This window comes from Pseudomonas sp. CCC4.1, from assembly GCF_035019225.1.
Classification (GTDB): domain Bacteria; phylum Pseudomonadota; class Gammaproteobacteria; order Pseudomonadales; family Pseudomonadaceae; genus Aquipseudomonas; species Aquipseudomonas bubulae.
Genome location: NZ_JASJWL010000020.1, coordinates 20,696 through 38,349, shown reverse-complemented (window position 1 = coordinate 38,349; position 17,654 = coordinate 20,696). Strand labels below are relative to the sequence as shown.

The 17,654-nt window shown below is 57.9% G+C and carries 19 protein-coding genes; 8 read left to right on the top strand and 11 right to left on the bottom strand.

Features of this window, described 5'->3' with window-relative positions; genetic code table 11:
- The first annotated feature begins 355 nt into the window (after positions 1–355).
- Entirely contained in the window at positions 356–976 is a 621-nt protein-coding gene (locus QN377_RS10695; protein WP_086799407.1) for a DedA family protein, read from the top strand.
- Here QN377_RS10695 and QN377_RS10690 read toward each other — a convergent pair.
- Entirely contained in the window at positions 954–2,192 is a 1,239-nt protein-coding gene (locus tag QN377_RS10690; protein ID WP_095020099.1) for a sterol desaturase family protein, read from the bottom strand. The genes QN377_RS10695 and QN377_RS10690 overlap by 23 nt on opposite strands.
- Before the next feature lie 108 nt (positions 2,193–2,300).
- Here QN377_RS10690 and elbB point away from each other — a divergent pair, with 108 nt between their 5' ends.
- A complete protein-coding gene (elbB, locus tag QN377_RS10685; RefSeq protein WP_095017800.1) occupies positions 2,301–2,966 on the top strand; it encodes an isoprenoid biosynthesis glyoxalase ElbB in 666 nt (221 codons plus the stop codon).
- Here elbB and QN377_RS10680 read toward each other — a convergent pair whose 3' ends face one another.
- Both QN377_RS10680 and QN377_RS10675 read right to left on the bottom strand, forming a co-directional pair.
- Entirely contained in the window at positions 2,967–3,419 is a 453-nt protein-coding gene (locus QN377_RS10680) for a YaiI/YqxD family protein (protein WP_016783011.1), read from the bottom strand. It abuts the gene before it with no gap.
- 53 nt (positions 3,420–3,472) lie between these two features.
- Positions 3,473–5,371, bottom strand: a complete 1,899-nt coding sequence (locus QN377_RS10675) for a cytochrome c/FTR1 family iron permease (RefSeq protein ID WP_095017801.1) — start codon at positions 5,369–5,371, stop codon at positions 3,473–3,475.
- Between the two features lie 372 nt (positions 5,372–5,743).
- On the opposite strand from QN377_RS10675, the gene QN377_RS10670 reads away from it, so the two are divergent.
- Genes QN377_RS10670 through QN377_RS10655 form a run of 4 tightly spaced genes read left to right on the top strand, consistent with a single transcriptional unit; the run spans position 5,744 to position 8,896 of the window.
- Positions 5,744–7,141 carry a COG3014 family protein gene (locus QN377_RS10670; RefSeq protein WP_095017802.1) on the top strand — a complete coding sequence of 466 codons (1,398 nt, stop codon included), beginning with the start codon at positions 5,744–5,746 and terminating at the stop codon, positions 7,139–7,141.
- A 10-nt stretch (positions 7,142–7,151) separates the two neighbouring features.
- Positions 7,152–7,523, top strand: coding sequence for a YcfL family protein (locus tag QN377_RS10665; protein WP_095000688.1), 372 nt, complete (start codon positions 7,152–7,154; stop codon positions 7,521–7,523).
- Positions 7,524–7,558: 35 nt separating this feature from the next.
- A complete protein-coding gene (lpoB, locus tag QN377_RS10660; protein WP_095017803.1) occupies positions 7,559–8,146 on the top strand; it encodes a penicillin-binding protein activator LpoB in 588 nt (195 codons plus the stop codon).
- A gap of 3 nt (positions 8,147–8,149) precedes the next feature.
- Positions 8,150–8,896, top strand: a complete 747-nt coding sequence (locus QN377_RS10655) for a penicillin-binding protein activator LpoB (RefSeq protein ID WP_095017804.1) — start codon at positions 8,150–8,152, stop codon at positions 8,894–8,896.
- A 38-nt stretch (positions 8,897–8,934) separates the two neighbouring features.
- Here the strand turns inward: QN377_RS10655 and QN377_RS10650 are convergent, their stop codons facing one another.
- The 5 genes from QN377_RS10650 to QN377_RS10630 form a co-directional block, all read right to left on the bottom strand.
- A complete protein-coding gene (locus QN377_RS10650) occupies positions 8,935–9,819 on the bottom strand; it encodes a LysR family transcriptional regulator (protein WP_095000685.1) in 885 nt (294 codons plus the stop codon).
- Positions 9,820–9,829: 10 nt separating this feature from the next.
- Complete coding sequence (locus QN377_RS10645) at positions 9,830–10,519, bottom strand: cysteine hydrolase family protein (protein ID WP_232527664.1); 690 nt, start codon at positions 10,517–10,519, stop codon at positions 9,830–9,832.
- Between the two features lie 121 nt (positions 10,520–10,640).
- Positions 10,641–11,273 (bottom strand): LysE family transporter, encoded by a 633-nt coding sequence (locus tag QN377_RS10640; protein ID WP_095000684.1) that lies wholly within the window; start codon positions 11,271–11,273, stop codon positions 10,641–10,643.
- A 100-nt stretch (positions 11,274–11,373) separates the two neighbouring features.
- Positions 11,374–11,931 (bottom strand): mechanosensitive ion channel family protein, encoded by a 558-nt coding sequence (locus QN377_RS10635; RefSeq protein WP_095000683.1) that lies wholly within the window; start codon positions 11,929–11,931, stop codon positions 11,374–11,376.
- Complete coding sequence (locus QN377_RS10630; protein ID WP_095000682.1) at positions 11,931–13,841, bottom strand: ATP-binding cassette domain-containing protein; 1,911 nt, start codon at positions 13,839–13,841, stop codon at positions 11,931–11,933. Before QN377_RS10630 ends, QN377_RS10635 begins: the two co-directional genes overlap by 1 nt.
- A gap of 50 nt (positions 13,842–13,891) precedes the next feature.
- Here QN377_RS10630 and QN377_RS10625 point away from each other — a divergent pair, with 50 nt between their 5' ends.
- Complete coding sequence (locus tag QN377_RS10625) at positions 13,892–14,356, top strand: TIGR02444 family protein (protein WP_138738749.1); 465 nt, start codon at positions 13,892–13,894, stop codon at positions 14,354–14,356.
- Here QN377_RS10625 and QN377_RS10620 read toward each other — a convergent pair.
- The gene (locus QN377_RS10620; protein ID WP_322213937.1) at positions 14,353–15,297 is read right to left on the bottom strand and encodes an AlgP family protein; all 945 of its coding nucleotides are present in this window, start codon (positions 15,295–15,297) and stop codon (positions 14,353–14,355) included. The genes QN377_RS10625 and QN377_RS10620 overlap by 4 nt on opposite strands.
- A gap of 248 nt (positions 15,298–15,545) precedes the next feature.
- Here QN377_RS10620 and QN377_RS10615 point away from each other — a divergent pair, with 248 nt between their 5' ends.
- Positions 15,546–16,211, top strand: coding sequence for an FKBP-type peptidyl-prolyl cis-trans isomerase (locus tag QN377_RS10615; protein ID WP_095000678.1), 666 nt, complete (start codon positions 15,546–15,548; stop codon positions 16,209–16,211).
- A 59-nt stretch (positions 16,212–16,270) separates the two neighbouring features.
- Here the strand turns inward: QN377_RS10615 and rsd are convergent, their stop codons facing one another.
- Both rsd and QN377_RS10605 read right to left on the bottom strand, forming a co-directional pair.
- A complete protein-coding gene (gene rsd / locus QN377_RS10610) occupies positions 16,271–16,741 on the bottom strand; it encodes a sigma D regulator (protein ID WP_095017807.1) in 471 nt (156 codons plus the stop codon).
- A 190-nt stretch (positions 16,742–16,931) separates the two neighbouring features.
- Positions 16,932–17,459 carry a disulfide bond formation protein B gene (locus tag QN377_RS10605; protein WP_095017808.1) on the bottom strand — a complete coding sequence of 176 codons (528 nt, stop codon included), beginning with the start codon at positions 17,457–17,459 and terminating at the stop codon, positions 16,932–16,934.
- Positions 17,460–17,654: the final 195 nt, after the last annotated feature.

The following is a 17,654-nucleotide window of genomic DNA, read 5'->3' as shown; positions in this document are numbered from 1 at the left end:
TCCCGGGCGCTTTATGCGGGCCAGAGACTGGTTAGAGGCCGATTTGTCGAAATTGTTTCCTGATCAACCGACGCAGACACTGCGGGAGCGGACTTGCTCGCGATTCAAACACCGCAGAGTTTCAGATTGACTGAGTCAACCCCATCGCAGTCAAGCCAGCTCCCACAGGTTCGAAGCAATAATCACCTGCGCGCATGGTTATAACGCTTCGCCATGAACACTAGATGACAACGCTAATGATGTAGGTCAAATACACATGATTTGTAGGACTTGTTAACGCAAAGTCACATTTCGATACTTTCCCGAACGTCCCTTAAGGCGTAGGCTGCGCGTTCATTTCGCCAGCATCCAGACAATGCTCCAACAATTTCTTCAAGAATTCGGCTACTTCGCCCTGTTTCTAGGGACGTTCTTTGAAGGTGAGACCATTCTGGTTCTCGCAGGCTTCTTGGCGTTCCGCGGATACATGGACCTCAAACTGGTCATGATCGTGGCATTCCTCGGCAGTTATGCCGGAGATCAGCTGTGGTACTTCCTGGGGCGCAAGCACGGCCGCAAACTGTTGGCGCGCAAACCGCGCTGGCAACTTATGGGCGACAAGGCGCTGGAGCACATTCGCAGGCACCCGGATATCTGGGTCCTGAGTTTCCGCTTCGTCTACGGCCTGCGTACCGTCATGCCCGTGGCAATCGGCCTGTCAGGCTACCCTCCGGGCCGCTATTTGCTGCTCAACGGCATTGGTGCGGCCATCTGGGCCATTGCCCTAGCTACCGCCGCCTATCACTTTGGCGCCGTGCTCGAAGGCTTGCTGGGCAACGTCAAGAAATATGAGCTGTGGGTGCTCGGTGCCCTGCTCCTGATCGGCCTGTGCCTGTGGGCCCGCCGCCGCTTCAAGAATGCACGCCTGGCCAGACAGACCGCTCTTGAAGAGAAAAACAAGAGCAACGCCGAAGTCAGCAACCCGCCAGCCGAGTGATACGGTTTCTGCACACGTAGAGCCCCATCACGCTCAACAGGGTGTAACTGGACAGGCCGACCCAGCCCAATGCGCTGGCCGGCCACAGACCGGCCACAGGGGCCAGCCAGACCAGTGGCAGGTTGAGCGCCAGGCGCAGCCACTCAAGTTTCAGCGCCCAGGGCCGGTTCTCCAGACCTGCCCCCAGCACAAACAGCCCCAACGCCATATACCCCCAGCCCAGCATCAGCGCCTGGGGCGACAACGTCTCGCCCAGATTCAGCAAATAACTGCCCAGCGCCAGATAAACTGCAAATTGCGCCGCGATATACACCTGTTGGCGCCGTGCCAGTGGCACCTCGAATTTTACAAACCGGCTCAGGTCCGGCTTGTTTATCGGGTACTTCGCCGCTACATCCGCCGGACGCCAGCCCGTGGGCATAAACCAGATCCTCAGCTTGTCCCGCCAGCGCTCGGTGCGCTGCGCATCAGCCAGCAACTGGCCATAGAACTGCCAGTTGGCCCACAGCGGATTCCAGCTTTGCAGCGGCGTGGTCACGCCGAAAATCACCGGCTCGGCGTCGTCTTCTTCCTGAAAAGTGCCGAACAAACGGTCCCAGACAATGAACACTCCACCGTAATTGCGATCCATATACAGAGCATTCTGCGCATGGTGAGCCCGATGATTGGAAGGTGTCACAAACAACCACTCGAACCAGCCCAGCTTGGGCACATGGCGGGTATGGACCCAGAACTGATAGAGCAGGTTGACGGTGGCCACGGTGACAAATACCGGCAGCGGCACACCCAGCACCGCCATTGGCAGGTAAAAGACCCAACCAAGCACAAACCCGGTGCTGGTTTGGCGCAGGGCGGTGGACAGGTTGTAGTCTTCGCTCTGATGATGCACCGAATGCGCGGCCCAGAGCACGTTGCGCTCATGCCCCAGGCGGTGGTGCCAGTAGTAGCAAAAATCGTACAAGACAAACGCAAACAGCCACACCCACAGGCTGTCTTCGGGCAATTGCAGCAGCGCCAGATATTTCAATGCCAGCGCGTAGGTGATCAGCCCCACGCCTTTGGTCAGCAAACCGGTGGTGGTCGACAGCACACCGGCGCTCAGGCTGCTGATAGTGTCAGCCAGGCGATAGGTGTGCATTGCGCGCCAGCGGTCGGCCAGCAGCTCGACAGCAATCAGCACAAAGAAAAACGGTACGGCATACAGAATCAGCTTCATGGCACACCCCGAGCGGTATTCCATCAAGCGTAGGCGCACTTGCTGCGAAACCCTATGGCATCAAGCGCCAAATCAGGCGACATTAATGCCATGAACAAGGAGATCGACATGACCACTAAAAAAGTTGCCGTGATTCTTTCCGGCTGCGGCGTCTATGACGGCGCCGAGATCCACGAAAGCGTGATCACCCTGCTACGCCTGGACCAGCGCGGCGCCAAAGTACAGTGCTTTGCCCCCGACATTGCACAACTGCATGTCATCAACCACCTGACCGGCGAGCCAATGCCCGAGTCACGCAACGTACTGGTGGAGTCAGCGCGGATTGCCCGGGGCGAGATCAAGGATGTTCGTGAGGCCAAGGTCGAGGATTTTGACGCCCTGATCATACCGGGCGGGTTTGGTGCCGCCAAAAACCTCTCCAGCTTTGCCACCGATGGTGCTGCGTGCTCGGTTCAGGCTGATGTGCTGAGCCTGGCCGAAGCCTTTGCCGAAGCTGGCAAACCGATTGGCCTGATGTGCATCTCACCTGCCATTGCCGCCAAGATTTATGGCCCAGGCGTGATCTGCACCATCGGCACCGACGCAGATACCGCTGCAGCCGTCACCAAAATGGGTGGCACCCACCAAGAGTGTGAAGTGTCGGAAATTGTCGAGGACAAGGCCCGCAAGCTGGTCAGCACCCCGGCCTATATGCTCGCCAAATCCATCAGCGAAGCAGCGTCAGGGATCAACAAGATGGTTGACCGCGTGCTTGAGCTGACGCAAAAAAACTGATCAACCCCGTGCCAGCCGGGTCAGGATACGGTCCAGGGCATTGGCGAACGCCTGCTTGTCGCGTTCGCCATAGGCACCCTGCCCGCCGCTGACCTGGCCTTGCTCGCGCAGATCGGTAAACAGATTACGCACCGCCAGGCGCTCGCCCATGTTTTGCGGGTCAAACTCCTTGCCGCGCGGGTCCAGCGCGGCAACGCCCTTTTTGACCAGCCGGTCGGCCAACGGCACATCGCTGCAAATCACCAGTTCGCCGGGCACGGCGTGCTCCACCAGATAATCATCCGCCGCATCCGGGCCGCTGGGCACCACAATCAGTTTGACCAGGGCGTAGGTCGGTTTGATCTGGCTCTGCCCTGCCACCAGCACCACCTCAAACTGACGCTTGAGAGCGAACTTGATGACCTGATCCTTTGCCGCCTTGGGGCAGGCGTCTGCGTCGATCCAGACACGCATAGAGAATTGCTCCTGAGTGTTGCCGCTCCCACTGAGGGGAGGTGTATAAGGATTTAAGAAGCCTGCACCCGACGCTTTTCCGCCAGTTTGCTTCGGCCGTACAACACGATAATTGCCAAAATGGCTACGGCCTGCGCACTCAGCGAGTACGCATCTGCATGAATACCCAGCCAGTCGAAGTCGAAGAACGCGACAGGCCGCGTGCCAAAGATGCCCGCCTCTTGCAGCGCTTTCACGCCATGCCCGGCGAATACCACCGACAGGGCGCAGAGCAAAGCCGCGTTGATGCTGAAAAACAGCGCCAATGGCAATTTGGCCGAGCCACGCAGGATGATCCACGCCAGGCCCATCAGCAAGACCAGTGCCGTGGCGCCGCCCGCCAGTACCGCGTTGTGGCCCGCCGGACCGGCTTGCAGCCACAGGGTTTCGTAGAACAGGATCACTTCGAACAGTTCGCGGTACACCGAAAAGAACGCCAGTATCGCGAAGCCAAAACGACCGCCACCGCTGACCAGGCTGCTCTTGATGTAATCCTGCCACGCGGCGGCGTGACGACGGTCGTGCATCCATACGCCCAGCCACAGCACCATGACGCTGGCGAACAGCGCAGTACAACCTTCCAGCAGTTCACGCTGGGCACCGCTGACGTCAATCACATAGGCCGCCAGCGCCCAGGTCGCCAGCCCGGCCACCAGGGCCAGACCCCAGCCGACGTTGACACTGCGCACCGCCGATTGCTGGCCGGTATTGCGCAGGAAAGCCAGGATCGCGGCCAGCACCAGAATTGCTTCCAGCCCTTCACGCAGCAAAATCAGCAGGCCGGAGACATAGCTCAAAGTCCAGCTCAGGCCATCGCTGCCCAGCAGCCCGGCAGATTCCTTGAGCAAGACTTTGGCCGCCTCCAGTCGCTGCTCGACCTGCTCGATCGGCAAGCCGTCCTGCAGCGATTGCCGATAGGCCATCAGGGCTTTTTCAGTGTTTTTGCGCACATTGGCGTCAACGTTATCCAGCGAGCTTTCAACGAGTTCAAAACCTTCCAGATAAGCCGCCACCGACAGGTCGTAGGCTTGCTCACGGTCACCGGCGCGGTAAGCCGCAAGGCTTTTATCCAGGGTGGCGCTGGTGTAGTCGAGCAGCTGCGCCGGGCCGCGTTTGACTTGCGGCGGCTGCGCCCGCTGGGCACGGAACGTTGCGGTCGCCTCGGGGCCTTCAGCCGCCAGCACTTCATTCGGGGTTTGACGGGCAAGGTCCGCCAGGTTGTAGGTTTTGTCTGCCTTGCTGGCACTCGGGTCGGCACTCAGCCCGGCGATGTAGGTGGCCAGGTCCCAGCGCTGACGCTCGTCCAGCTGATCAGCAAACGAAGGCATATCGGTGCCTTCAACCCCCAGGCCAAGGGTGTTGTAGATCGCGTAGAGGCTCAGCCGGTCCAGGCGCTGCGCGTCACGCAGGTTCGCAGGCGGCGGCGTCATACCGACACTGGCAGGGCCGTCACCGGCGCCGGTTTCACCGTGGCACACCGAGCAATGCTGGGCATACAAGGGTGCGCCACGGGTAGGGTCAGGGGTAATGGCGGGGGCCTGGCTGACCTCGTAGGCCACCGCCAGTTTGGCACCCAACTGACGTGCTTCATGCGCAACGGCGGTGCCGTCTACACGCTGTTCGATGGCGCTTTGCAGGGCGTTCACGCCTTGCAGCAGCTCCTCACGCTCAGGGCGTTGCGGCAAGTCCGCGAGCAGGCCTTTGAGCACGGCCAGAAACTCGAGTTGCTCGCGGTATTCGGTCTCATCAATAACCTTGCCGTTTTCAACTGTAGGCGGATAGTCAGCACCAATGTAGTCAATCAGGTGCAGCGCTTGTGAGGCGCCTTCCGGGGTGTTGGCAGAGGCAACAAGGCTGCACAACGCGAGCACGGGCAACAATAGCCATGCCAAAAAACGCGAGCGGGAGGTCATCGATCAATCCGGATGGAAATGAGAAGTAACATATTGTTTACCGTTACTGGCCGCCGACTCAAGGCCCTCGTATGCGATCGCGCCGTAAATCAGCGAATTGCAATTCTGCGATTGAACTGGCTAAACATAGCGAGCCTTGCAGATTGATAGCCCCTTTATTGCAAGTGCTTGTGGGTTAACTATCGCCACAAATGTAGGCAATTTCCCAAAGTGATTAAACACAGCCATCACGCCCTGATTAAGGCTACTTCCCCTCCGCCGACGCTGCTAAAAATACCGATCCTTCACCACAACTGATCACCCGTACTCGGGCCCGGTCTCTGCGGTATCGACAAGTATTTATGGTTTACACGCCCGGGGACACTCATACCCATGACCGCTCGCGCCCTTAACGCTCTCATTTTGAGCGTGCTCACCTTACTGACTGGATGCTCGGTATTTCGTAGTTATGACAGCGAACTGCAAGCCACCAACCAGCAGTTGTCGGCTGGCAATGTCGATGGCGCACTGGTCCTGCTCGAACAAAACAACAGCAGCCAGAACAAAGACCTTCTCTACTACCTGGAAAAAGGCGAGTTATTGCGCGCAAAGGGCGACCTTGCTGCAAGCCAGAAGGCATGGCGCAACGCTGACAAATTGATATATGCCTGGGAGGAGTCGGTCAGGCTCGATACCGCCAGGTACCTCGCACAGTTCTCCAGTTTTCTGGTCAACGACAAAGTCCGCCGCTATGAAGGCCATGACTACGAGAAAGTCTGGTTGAGTACGCAAATGGCTCTGAATCTGTTGAACCTTAACGATTTCGAAGGTGCCCGCACGGAAATCAAAAAAACCCATGAACGCGAAGCCCTGATCACTGAACTTCGGGACAAGGAATACTTGAAACGTGAGCAGGAAGCAGAACGCAGGGGAGTACGGGCCCGGCTCAAGGATCTGCGTGGCTACCCGCTGGAAAGTCTTGATGCACCCGACGTACTGGAGCTGAAAAATAGTTATCAGAGCGCCTTTAGTCATTATTTGGCGGGCTTTGTTTACGAGGCTTTGGGAGAACGAAGCCTTGCCGCACCAGGCTATCGAAAGGCCGCAGAACTGCGACCCAACACACCTCTGATCGAGCAAAACCTGCTGAACCTGGACAAACCAGAGGCCCGCAGCGATGAAAGCGAAGTTCTGATAGTGCTGCAAAATGGCTTTGCACCGGCGCGAGACTCAATACGTCTCCCACTGCCATTAACCATCAGCAACAACCTCGTCATTACGCCGCTGTCATTTCCGGTGATCAGGCCTTACACCCCCAATACGCCCCTCACCCATGTCGTCGTCAACGGCCAGCTTCATCCCCTCACCTTGCTTAACACCACCACGACCATGTCGCGTCGCGCCCTGCGCGATGAACTGCCGTGGATCCTCCTGCGTAGCAGCGCGCGGGCTGTCACTCGAGGCGTCGCACAAAAACAACTCAATGACGACAACCCGCTGGCCGGCCTGCTTCTGGGAGTTGCTTCGACTGTTCTGGAAGACGCGGATACGCGCACCTGGCGCACCCTGGCAGACAACACATATGTGGTGCGTTTACGCCTCAACCGTGGTGAGCATCAAATTAGTCTGCCCGACATCCCGGGCAGTACGCCGATACGCATAAGGGCCGAACGCGGCTATCAGGTCATCACGATACGCACGATCGGTAATCGCGTTTTCCACCATGCCGCCGCTGGCAGTACTACACCCGTCACCCCCCCGCTGGCTTTCATAAGCCGACAAAAACCCTGAGGAACCCACGATGCGATATTTGCTCTCGGGCGCTCTGGCGCTGTTTTTACTGATCGGCTGCGCCACACCGTCACCTCCACAACCCAACAGTGCAGCAAGCAAGATTACGGTCATGGGCAAGTTCAAACATATCTCTGCCGGAGCGATCCGCGTAGCGCGTGTAAATGGCTTCATGACCGTAAACGCCCAGATGACCAACACCAGCCGCCACAACCGAATGGTTTATTACCGCTTTACCTGGCTGGGCAAGGACGGTTTTCCCGTTGCCAATGAAGAAGGCTGGAAAACCATCACCCTGTACGCCAAACAAAACACTTTTATTCCTGCTATTGCACCAGTGCCCCAAGCCAGGGATTTCCGTTTGGAAGTGAAAACGCCCTGAACCCATAACTTTTGTCACTCCTGGAGAGCTATTCCATGCTTGCACGCACTTCATTACTCGCCCTTATGCTGATTCTGATCAGCGGGTGTTCCAACACTTCGCCAGTCATCGGCGGCAAAAACATAGCTTATGGCGACACCAAGGCTGTGGAACTGATCACCAATGAATTTGGCTCGACTGACCTGCAGATGATCGCCGAAAGCATGACACGCTCCCTTGCGCAGTCCGGCATTCTTCAGGGAAGACCGGTGGTGCAGGTCTACGATGTGAAAAACAAAACCAGCGAGTACATCGACACCCGCCAGATAACAACGTCGATAAAAACCCAACTGATGAAAACTGGCACCGTTCGTTTTGCGAGCGACAACACCGACATGCAAAGCCAGGTCGACCAACTTCAGTTGCAAAACCAAAGCGGCTTGTACAAAAAAACGACGATCAGCAAGACCGGTAACATGATCGCAGCCAAATACCGCCTCGAAGGCTCCATTACCTCGATTGTGAAGCGCAGCAAGGACTTCAAAGATGTTTTCTACACATTCAACCTGCAACTGGTCGATCTCGAAAGCGGCCTGGCGGAATGGATGGACGACAAAGAAATCCGCAAAACAACGGAGCGCTAAGCGATGCGTATCTGGATATGCGTTATCAGCCTGCTCTGTATCTGGGAAGTTCAAGCTGCCCCCAAAATAGCCGTGACCGACCTGGCTTATGAGACCCGCGTACAGCAATACGTCCAGTCAACCACTGCACGTAACCGTTTTCAGTCCGGCCCGTACAACGCCAATGGCTCGGCGAGCTACCAAACGTACGAGAACCGCAACAGCTACATCCAGCAAAACGAGTTGCGCAATTTCAGTGGCGATATCAAAGGAAAGATTCTCAAATCCGGGTTGTTCCGACTGGTGCAGGCCACGCCTTACAAAGCCAGCGACAAAACGGATGTTTATGACATCATCAAGCGCATAAAGGCCGGTCATTTCAAAGGCGCCGACTACGTTCTGTTTGGCACGGTGTCTGACATTGATTTCACCCGGGACCTCAACGCACTGGCCAATACCAGGAGTTATTCGGCGATACTGGGGTTGACGCTGGTTGCTGACTTCAGCCTGATCAACACCCGTACCCTTGAGGTCACCTCAGCATTCACTGCCATGGGTAAAGGGGAGGACATCAAACTGACAAACCGCCACGATCTCAGAGTGTCCCTTAACCGGCCCCAGGTTATACGCGACGTAGCCGCAACCCTTGGCGAGGACGTGGTACGGCAACTACAAGAGCAACTGACAGGCATTGCACCTCAGCCGCCAAAGAGCGCGCCAGCACCACTCAACAGACTACCCGAGGATGAAGCTGCGGTGATTCTGCGCTGAGCCCTGAGCACAAGCCAGTTGTCGCTCAACAGCTGAGATCAGACCGACGTGTAATGCTGAGCCATGAACTCGACAAAAACACGCACTTTGGGGGCCAGAAGGCGGGCGTGCGGATAGAGGGCAAAGTAATGACGCTGGCCTGCGTTGTAGTCGGGAAGAATCTGTACCAACTGGCCGCTTTGCAAGTTCTGTTGCACCGTCGCCCGTGTGAACGCGGCAATGCCCAGACCGGCCAACGCGGCGCTGTGGAGGGAGGTAATGGTGTCGGTTTTGAAACGTCCGTTGAGCGCCACCACCACGGTATCAGCCCGCGCCGAATTCAACCGCCACTCATTGCTCCCCGTAAAACCGAGTAACTGATGGGTAGCCAGCTCGTCGACCTGGCGTGGCAAGCCTTGGCGACTGACATAACCGGGTGCAGCCACCAGAATCAGATCGGATACGGTCAGTTTCTTGGCCACCAGCGAGGAGTCTTCCAGGGGGCCGCTGATGCGCAGTGCAAGGTCGAAGCGCTCAGCCACCAGATCAACAAAACGGTCCTCGCAGGACAGGTCTACCCGGATCTTGGGGTAGCGTTGCTGGAACCCGGGCAACCAATTGCCCAACTCCAGCGTCCCGATCACCAAAGGCACGCTGATACGCAGAGTCCCTGACGGTTCGCTGCCATCGTCGGCAACAGCCAACGCCGCTTGGTCGAGCCGCTGCAAAATGTCGAGGCAGGCCGCGTGATAGCGCTCCCCTGCCTCAGTCAGGCTCAAGTGCCGGGTTGTGCGGTTGATCAACCGCACACCGAGTTGTGCCTCCAGATGCTGTAAATGCCGGGACAATGTCGAAGACGTGGTTTCCCATTGCTCGGCTGCTGCCGAAAATCCACGATTCTCGACGATGCAGCAAAACGCCCGCATGGCCAGCAACTGATTCATCGATTGAGCTTCACTTTAGAGGCAATTTAACGATCTGCGCCGTAGTCATGACGTCGCCAAAGGTGTCTTCGACTGAAGCCAGGGCTGCGCGGTGCAGGCTATTTGCATCAATGCTCGAGCCGTCTGCCCGGGTAATACTGCGGGTAGCGGAAGCATCAGATGCTACCACGACCTGGTACCCCAGCGGCGCAGCGTCCCGAGCGCCGCCGGCCACGCAGGCATGGGTCATCAGGCCGGCAATAATTACCGTCTTGATGCCTTTTTCCTTCAGCAGGCGGTCCAGTTCAGTGCTGCCAAAAACGCTCACGGTGGTTTTTTGCAACACCGTATCACCCGCGCGAGGCAGCATCTGCGGGTGGAATTTCACACCTTCGCCGTCCAGCGCAAAAACCGCTGAGCCCGCCGGGGCGATATGCTGAATCTGATAAACCGGAATCCTGGCCTTGTCCGCGAATGCAATAAGCTCGCGAGCCTTGTTGAGTGCCTTCTGGCCGTCCGGGATCGGCAACCGGCCGGTGAAGTACTCCTGCTGAAAATCAATCACCAGTAAAGCCGTAGAGGCCGGGTCAAGACGATCAATCGGAACAGCGCCAGACATGGCACGGATAGTGGGGTTGGGATTGACGGCAGGCTCAGCCGCGATGGCTGAAGTTGCCGCCAGACTCAGACAGGCGAGCAATGAGGACAGTAGTTTGGGCATTGTAAAAGTCATATGAACCTCTGGTTTGGAATGATGCAACGGAGGGTAAAAGTCTAAAAAGACCGATACCTCGCAACAACGCCAGGGCGCGCATATGACTTATGCGCTTTTTGCACAGATTTCAGTTTGTAGCGCGATGCAACGTCGCCAGAAAACCCGCCGCGCCAACAAACAGACCGGCAAAGGTGCGGTTCATCCGGCGCTGTTGTTGCGGCGTACGCAGCAGACGCAGGACCTTGGACGCCAACCCTGTGTAACCGGCCATGACGATCAGGTCGACGCAGATCATGGTCACGCCCAACGTCAGGTATTGGGACACCAGCGGCGCTGCCGGGTTTACGAACTGCGGCAGCACCGCGAGCATGAACACCAGCGCCTTGGGGTTGCTGACGTTGACCAGAAAGCCGCGAAATACGAGAGCCAGCGGCTTGCCGATGGGACGCACGGCGGCGTCATCGCTCAGATCAGCCGGCAGGGCACGCCACTGTTTGACGGCGAGGTAAACAAGGTAAGCCACGCCGAACCATTTGATGGCATAGAAAGCGGTAGACGAGGCTGCAAGGATGGCGCCGACACCGGCTGCGACAATGGCGATTTGCAACGCCAGGCCCAGTTGCAGGCCCAGGGCATTCCAGTAACCGCGCCAGAAACCATACTGCAGACCGCACGACATCGAAGCAATCGCGCCAGCGCCGGGGGACAGGCTGATCACCCAACAGGCAGCAAAAAAGGCCAACCACGTTTCCAACGACATCGCACACCTCGGACAAGATCTGTAACAAGTCCCTTAAGCTAATGCGTTGGTTGAAAATTGACCACAAATTTCTGAGGGTAGTTTTGACTCTGCGGGAGCGTTACAGGTCGCTTTCTCGCCAGCGGCGTACCGAGCGCTGGAAGAACAGACTGTTGGGGACTTGCACCATGCTGCTACCACTGCCCGATTCAGCGGGTTCGATCAGCGTGGTGTAAAGCAGATTGATGGCCACCACACGACCTTTGACGCCGGGCTTGTCCAGCGTGTCGAGCAACTCCACCACGTCGCCAATGCGAAACGGCCCCACGGTAAAGATCAACACTGCACACAGCAGATTGGAAAGCACGCTCCACATGGCGAAGAAGGCAATCGCCGCCACCGCCACAAAGCCCGACAGCGCCGTCCACAACACGGTGGCCGAAACCCCCAGACGTTCCAGCACGACGATCACCGCACTGCCCATGATGAACCAGCGCAAACCGCCGCGCAGCGGCATCATCAGCTGTGGCGGGAACGGATAACGCTCGCCCAGCCGCGTCAGGAAGCGCGCCACGACACGTTGGGAGAAGTAACCCGCCAACAGAATCAGCAAAATCTGCACACCGATCCACAGCGGTGCGATCAGTTCGGCGGGCACTGGCAAGTGCAGGGCTTCCATCAGGACAGGGCTTCCAGTTCTGCTTGCATGGACTCAAGCAATTCCAGCGCTTCCATCCACCGCTCTTCCAACTGGCTTTCGAGCACTTTGAGCTTGGCCTGTTCCGCCAGCAGATCACGCAATTCATCTTTGCGCGCAGCTTCGTAAACGGCACTGTCGCCCAGGCTGGTTTCGATTTTCGCCAGCTTTTCGTTGACCTTGCCCAGCTCGCTCTCAAGCTTGTCAGCTTCGCGTTTATGCGGTGCCAGCTGCTGACGCAACGCTGCAGCGGCCTGACGTTGAGCCTTTTTATCGGTCTTGTCAGGGTTGACCAGCGTGGTGCTGACCGGCGCATTGCGCAAACGGTAGTCGGCCAGCCAGCGCGCGTAGTCTTCGAGGTCGCCGTCAAACTCCTGAACCTTGCCATCGGCAACCAGCAGGAACTCATCCGTAGTGCTCTTGAGCAGATGGCGATCGTGGGACACCACCAGCACCGCGCCGCTGAACTCTTGCAGAGCCATGGTCAGCGCCAGACGCATTTCCAGATCGAGGTGGTTGGTCGGTTCGTCGAGCAGCAACAGATTCGGGCGGCCCCAGGCTATCAATGCCAGCGCCAGGCGGGCTTTTTCGCCACCGGAGAAGTTCAGTACCGGCTCGTCGATCCGCGCACCCCGGAAATCGAAACCACCGAGGAAGTCGCGCAGGGTCTGTTCGCGCTCGGTCGGCGCCAGACGCTGCATATGCAGCAACGGGCTGGCCTTGGAATCCAGTGAGTCGAGCTGATGTTGGGCAAAATAGCCAACCACCAGATTCTCGCCACGGGCCAACCGACCCGACAGTGGTTCCAGCTCGCCTGCGAGGTTTTTGATCAGGGTCGACTTACCCGCGCCGTTTGGCCCGAGCAAGCCAATACGGGCGCCCGGAACCAGTTGCAGCTTGACCTTCTCGAGGATGGTTTTGTCGCCATAACCCAGGCGCGCATCGGACAAGTCGAGCAACGGGCTGGAGAGCTTGACCGCTTCGCGGAACACGAAGTCGAACGGCGAATCCACATGGGCCGCGCTCAGCTCTTCCATACGCTCAAGGGCCTTGATCCGGCTCTGCGCCTGACGGGCCTTGGTGGCCTGGGCCTTGAAGCGGGCGATATAGCTTTCCATGTGCGCACGTTGCGCCTGTTGCTTTTCGTAGGCCTGCTGCTGCTGGGCCAGACGTTCGGCACGGGCACGCTCAAATGCGCTGTAACCACCGCGATACAGGGTGATTTTGCGCTGATCGACGTGGGCAATGTTGTCGACCACGGCATCCAGGAAGTCCCGATCGTGAGAGATCAGCAGCAAGGTGCCAGGGTAATTCTTGAGGAAGTCTTCAAGCCAGAGAATGGCGTCGAGATCCAGGTGGTTGGTCGGTTCATCGAGCAACAAAAGATCCGACGGGCACATCAGGGCCTGAGCCAGGTTCAGGCGCATCCGCCAGCCACCGGAAAAATCGGCAACCGGGCGATCCATCTGTTCGTTGGTAAAGCCCAGTCCGGCGAGCATTTTGCGCGCCCGTGCATCGGCGGTGTAGCCGTCGGCGCTGTCCAGCTCGGAGTGCAGGCGCGCTTGCGCAGCACCGTCCTCGTCAGCTTCGGCCCTGGCCAGATCGGCCTGCACCTGGCGCAATCGCTGGTCGCCATCGAGCACATAGTCGATCGCAATGCGGTCGAGGGTGTCGATTTCCTGGCGCATATGGGCGATCCGCCAGTCGGCCGGGAGCAGACAATCCCCGGAATCAGGCGTCAACTCACCCAGCAGCAAGGCGAACAAAGTGGATTTACCGGCGCCATTGGCGCCGACCAGACCGGCTTTGTGGCCGGCGTGCAGGGTCAGCTCGGCGTCTTCTAGCAGACGTTGCGGGCCACGCTGTAAAGTCAGGTTCTGAAGTCGGATCATAATGGCGGCGGAGTCTACCAGCTTCCCTCTCAACTGGCGCGAATTGCACTATGCAGACTGACCTGTGGAATTACTGTTTGAACCTCTATGCCCGACCTGGGGTGGAGCAGGCCTGCCTGCACTTGCAGGACCAGGGTGTGGATGTGTGTGTGCTGCTGTGTGCAGCCTGGCTTGAGGAGCGCGGCGTGGCCTTCGACAAGGCGCGCCTTGGGCAACTGAATGCCTGTGCCGGACCCTGGCAGCACGAAGTGGTTCAGCCGTTGCGACAACTGCGAACACGCTGGCGCGAAGCAGCCGCGCACGACGATGCACTGGCGACGCTGCGCGTGCAGGTCAAGGCATTGGAGCTGGAGGCCGAACGGATGTTGTTGCGGCGCCTGGAATCCGTGACTCAGGGCTGGTCGAAAACGCAATCGCAGGATACCTGCGCCTGGCTGCAGAAGATGACGGTCGATGCCGGTCACCCTGATTGCGACGCGCTGCATACGCTGCGCGTCGCAATCAATCGCGCTTAAGAAGCGCTGGCTGGGGTCGTAGCCGAGTTTGTAGCGGTTACCGGAGTTGACGCCGGGGTTGTAGCGGGTGCCGCGGCGGCGGACGTCACGGCGGGCTTGGCCGGAGCCGCGGCCGGTTTGGCAGCTGCTGGCCTTCTTGCGGCAGGCTTGGCTGCTGCAGGTTTAGCCGCTGCGGGTTTTGCCGCAGGCTTGGCCGCTGCAGGTTTGGCCGTTGCGGGTTTTGCTGCAGGCTTGGCCGTTGCGGGCTTGGCCGCTGCGGTTTTAGCGGCAGGTTTGGCCGCTGCCGGTTTGGCCGCCGCTTTTACCGGGGCTTTTGCTGGTACCGGTTTGGCCGCTGCGGGTTTGGCGGTCGGTTTTGCCGCAGCCGTTTTGGACACTGCCGGCTTGGCCGCTACGGTTTTTGCAGCAACTGGCTTGGTCGCAGGCTTAGCCGCCGCTACTTTGCCGGCAGGCTTGGCGGCTGCTTTGGCCGGAGCTTTGGCCGGAGCCTTGGCAGCCCCTTTGGCAGCCGGTTTTTTCGCTGCCGCTGCAGGCTTGGCATCGCGACTCGACAAAGCCTTGCCAACAGCCTCTTTGACTCGACCGATACCTTGGGCCAACTTCAGGCTTTCTTGAGCATCACGTTTGAGTTGCAGAATATAAGTGCGCGTTTCGCTTTGACGGTCTTTGAGTGAGTCGAGCAGTTGCTCGAGCTCTTTGACCCCAGACTTGGCCTTGGCCTGAGCCTTGGATTTTCCGGCGTTGGCGGCGTCTTGCAGTTTTGCACGTGACTTGTGCAGTTTTTCCTGCGCTTTACCGCGCTGCTTTTCAAGCTTGGCGAGCAGTTTCTCAGCATCAGCCAACGCTTGGGAGCAAGCGTTTTCCAAATGCTCAAGCAGACTGCCTGAGAGCTGTTGGAGCAAGTGCAACGGCGTATTTACGGGCTTCTTATTGGCCGACATGGTTTACCTCCTGGCTGAAGTGAGTGCGGCTCATACTAGACCTCTGCAACTACCGCCGCTAGGGCATGTTGACACTAAGGATAGCTGCACGTTGCATGACGTCGAAAAACTTGTGCTGGATCAATCTTTAACGGCCAAGCCAGCTAAATTCAAAGAGTGCCCAAACGTCTTTTAGCCCCTTCGAATTAAAACATCGGCGCCGCTCGGGCGCTGGCATAATCGCTCGCACATCACGCCGGAGAACCACCATGCCGCGTTACATGTTTTGGATGTTGTTGTGCCTTGCGCCTGTGGCTGACGCAGCCCCCTCTCCCTCCCCCGACGACGCCCGCGATCTGGCCTACAGCATGGGCGCCAGCCTGGGCGAACGCTTGCGCCAGGAAGTCCCCGAGCTACAGATCCAGGCACTGATCGAGGGCCTGCACACCGCCTACCAAGGCAAACCGCTGGCCCTGACAGATGAGCGCATCGGCCAGATTCTGGCGCAGCATCAGGCTCAAACAGATCCCGGGCAGGCCTCGTCAGGCATCAACGCCGCCCTGAGCGCTGAAGAAGTTTTTTTGCTGGTCGAAAAACAGCAACCCCAGGCTCGCGAGCTGGCCGACGGCATCATCCTGACCGAACTAAAACCCGGCAAAGGCGCCAAGCCCGGCCCACAGGATTCGGTGTATGTGAGCTATGTGGGCCTACTGCCCGATGGCACCGTGTTCGACCACAGCACCCAACCACAATGGTTTCGCCTGGGCAGCGTAATCGCCGGCTGGCGCAGTGCATTGGTACAGATGCCGGTGGGTGCGAAATGGCGGCTGGCGATACCTTCAAGCCAAGCTTACGGCACCCAGGGGGCCGGGGATCTGATTGCCCCCAATACACCACTGGTGTTTGAAATCGAACTGTTCGCTACCCGAAAGTAACCGTCCCGGAAATAAAAAACGGCGCGCCATTGCGCACCGTTTTTTAAATGGATTGTTGCTTAAGCCTGAGCGGCTTCTTTCTGCTTGTGCGCGCTGTGCAGCACTTCGATCAAGCAGTCTTCAAGCTCAAAACGCTCATCAAGCAGAGCGCCCAAAACCTTGATCTCTTCTGCCAGCTTGTCACAGTCAGGGCGATGGGCCTTACCATCACAATGATCGTTGAAAGCCAGGGCGGCCTCGGTAATCACGTTGATACGCGGGTAGATGGTCTCTGCCAGGGCAAGCCCGCGCTCGTCATTGAAGGCCTTGGCCTCCTGATTCAGCTGCTCGTAAATCTCGAAATGGCCTGCGGACACATAATCGACCAGCAGCTGGCAAAACTCTTTTTGAGGCCCGCGTTTGGGATTGTTTTGCTGCTCCAGCAGAGCCGCATAAGCCTTCACAAGTTTACGGCGCTCAAGCAACCAGCGGTCTACCAGTTGGTGGACGCCGTTGAATCGTTCCTGAGCACTCTCGCATCTTTCGAGCATGATGATCTCTCTTCCCTTGTGGGCCCATGCCACCCGACATCAGCCAGGCCTGTGTGAACCAAAACCTGCACGATTGCACGGGCATTGGGCGGCATAACTCCGTGATACGTGCGGGCCAGATTATGCCCGCTTGCCAACTGCTTCAAGGTACCCACGAGAGAAAATTCATACAAGTGTTTAATCCCAAGTGCTACTTCACGTCGCAGTCACGGGGTAATTTGTCCCTGGCAATCGAGCGACTGATCTGAAAGATGGCAAGAACAAGCAGCCCGATAAAGGCCAGCAAGCTCAACTCGGGAATGCTCAAGTCAAAGATGGTCCAGTGAATATGTGTGCAGTCCTCACTGCCACGATAAATCATCGAAATGATTTCACTCGGCGACATGTCGCGCCAGATGCAGGCCAGCTCTGGCTGACAGAGCATCAGTTGATCTGGCGCCAGCTCTTGCAGCCATACCTGCCTCAAGGCACTCGCCGCGCCACCCAGCGCGAACAACATGGAGGCAAGGGAGTAACACAACATGCCAAAACCTTTGGGGCCATGGGCAAAAGCCACCAGGTTGACGAGGCAGAAATCCAGCAAGAAAAAACGCTGAACCTGACATAGCGAACAAGGCTTGAGCCCGGGCCCGTACTCGAGATAAAAAGTGCCGCCCATTACCAAGGCGCCTACTACAAAGGCTAAAAAGAAAATAAAACGTGAAGCTGCCAAGAACATGGCTTTTCCATGACAAAAGAGACAGTTGGTTACGGTAGATGAAAGCCATTAGCCCTTTCAAGGTGACCCTAAGCGGATAGTTCTCGAAGAAACCAAGGAAACCCCAACAGAAACACTAAGCCTTTAGAACAAATCATGTAGGAAAAGGCAGATTGCCCCTCGCTCGCTCAATACTGCAGGCAGCCCCACGTGTGC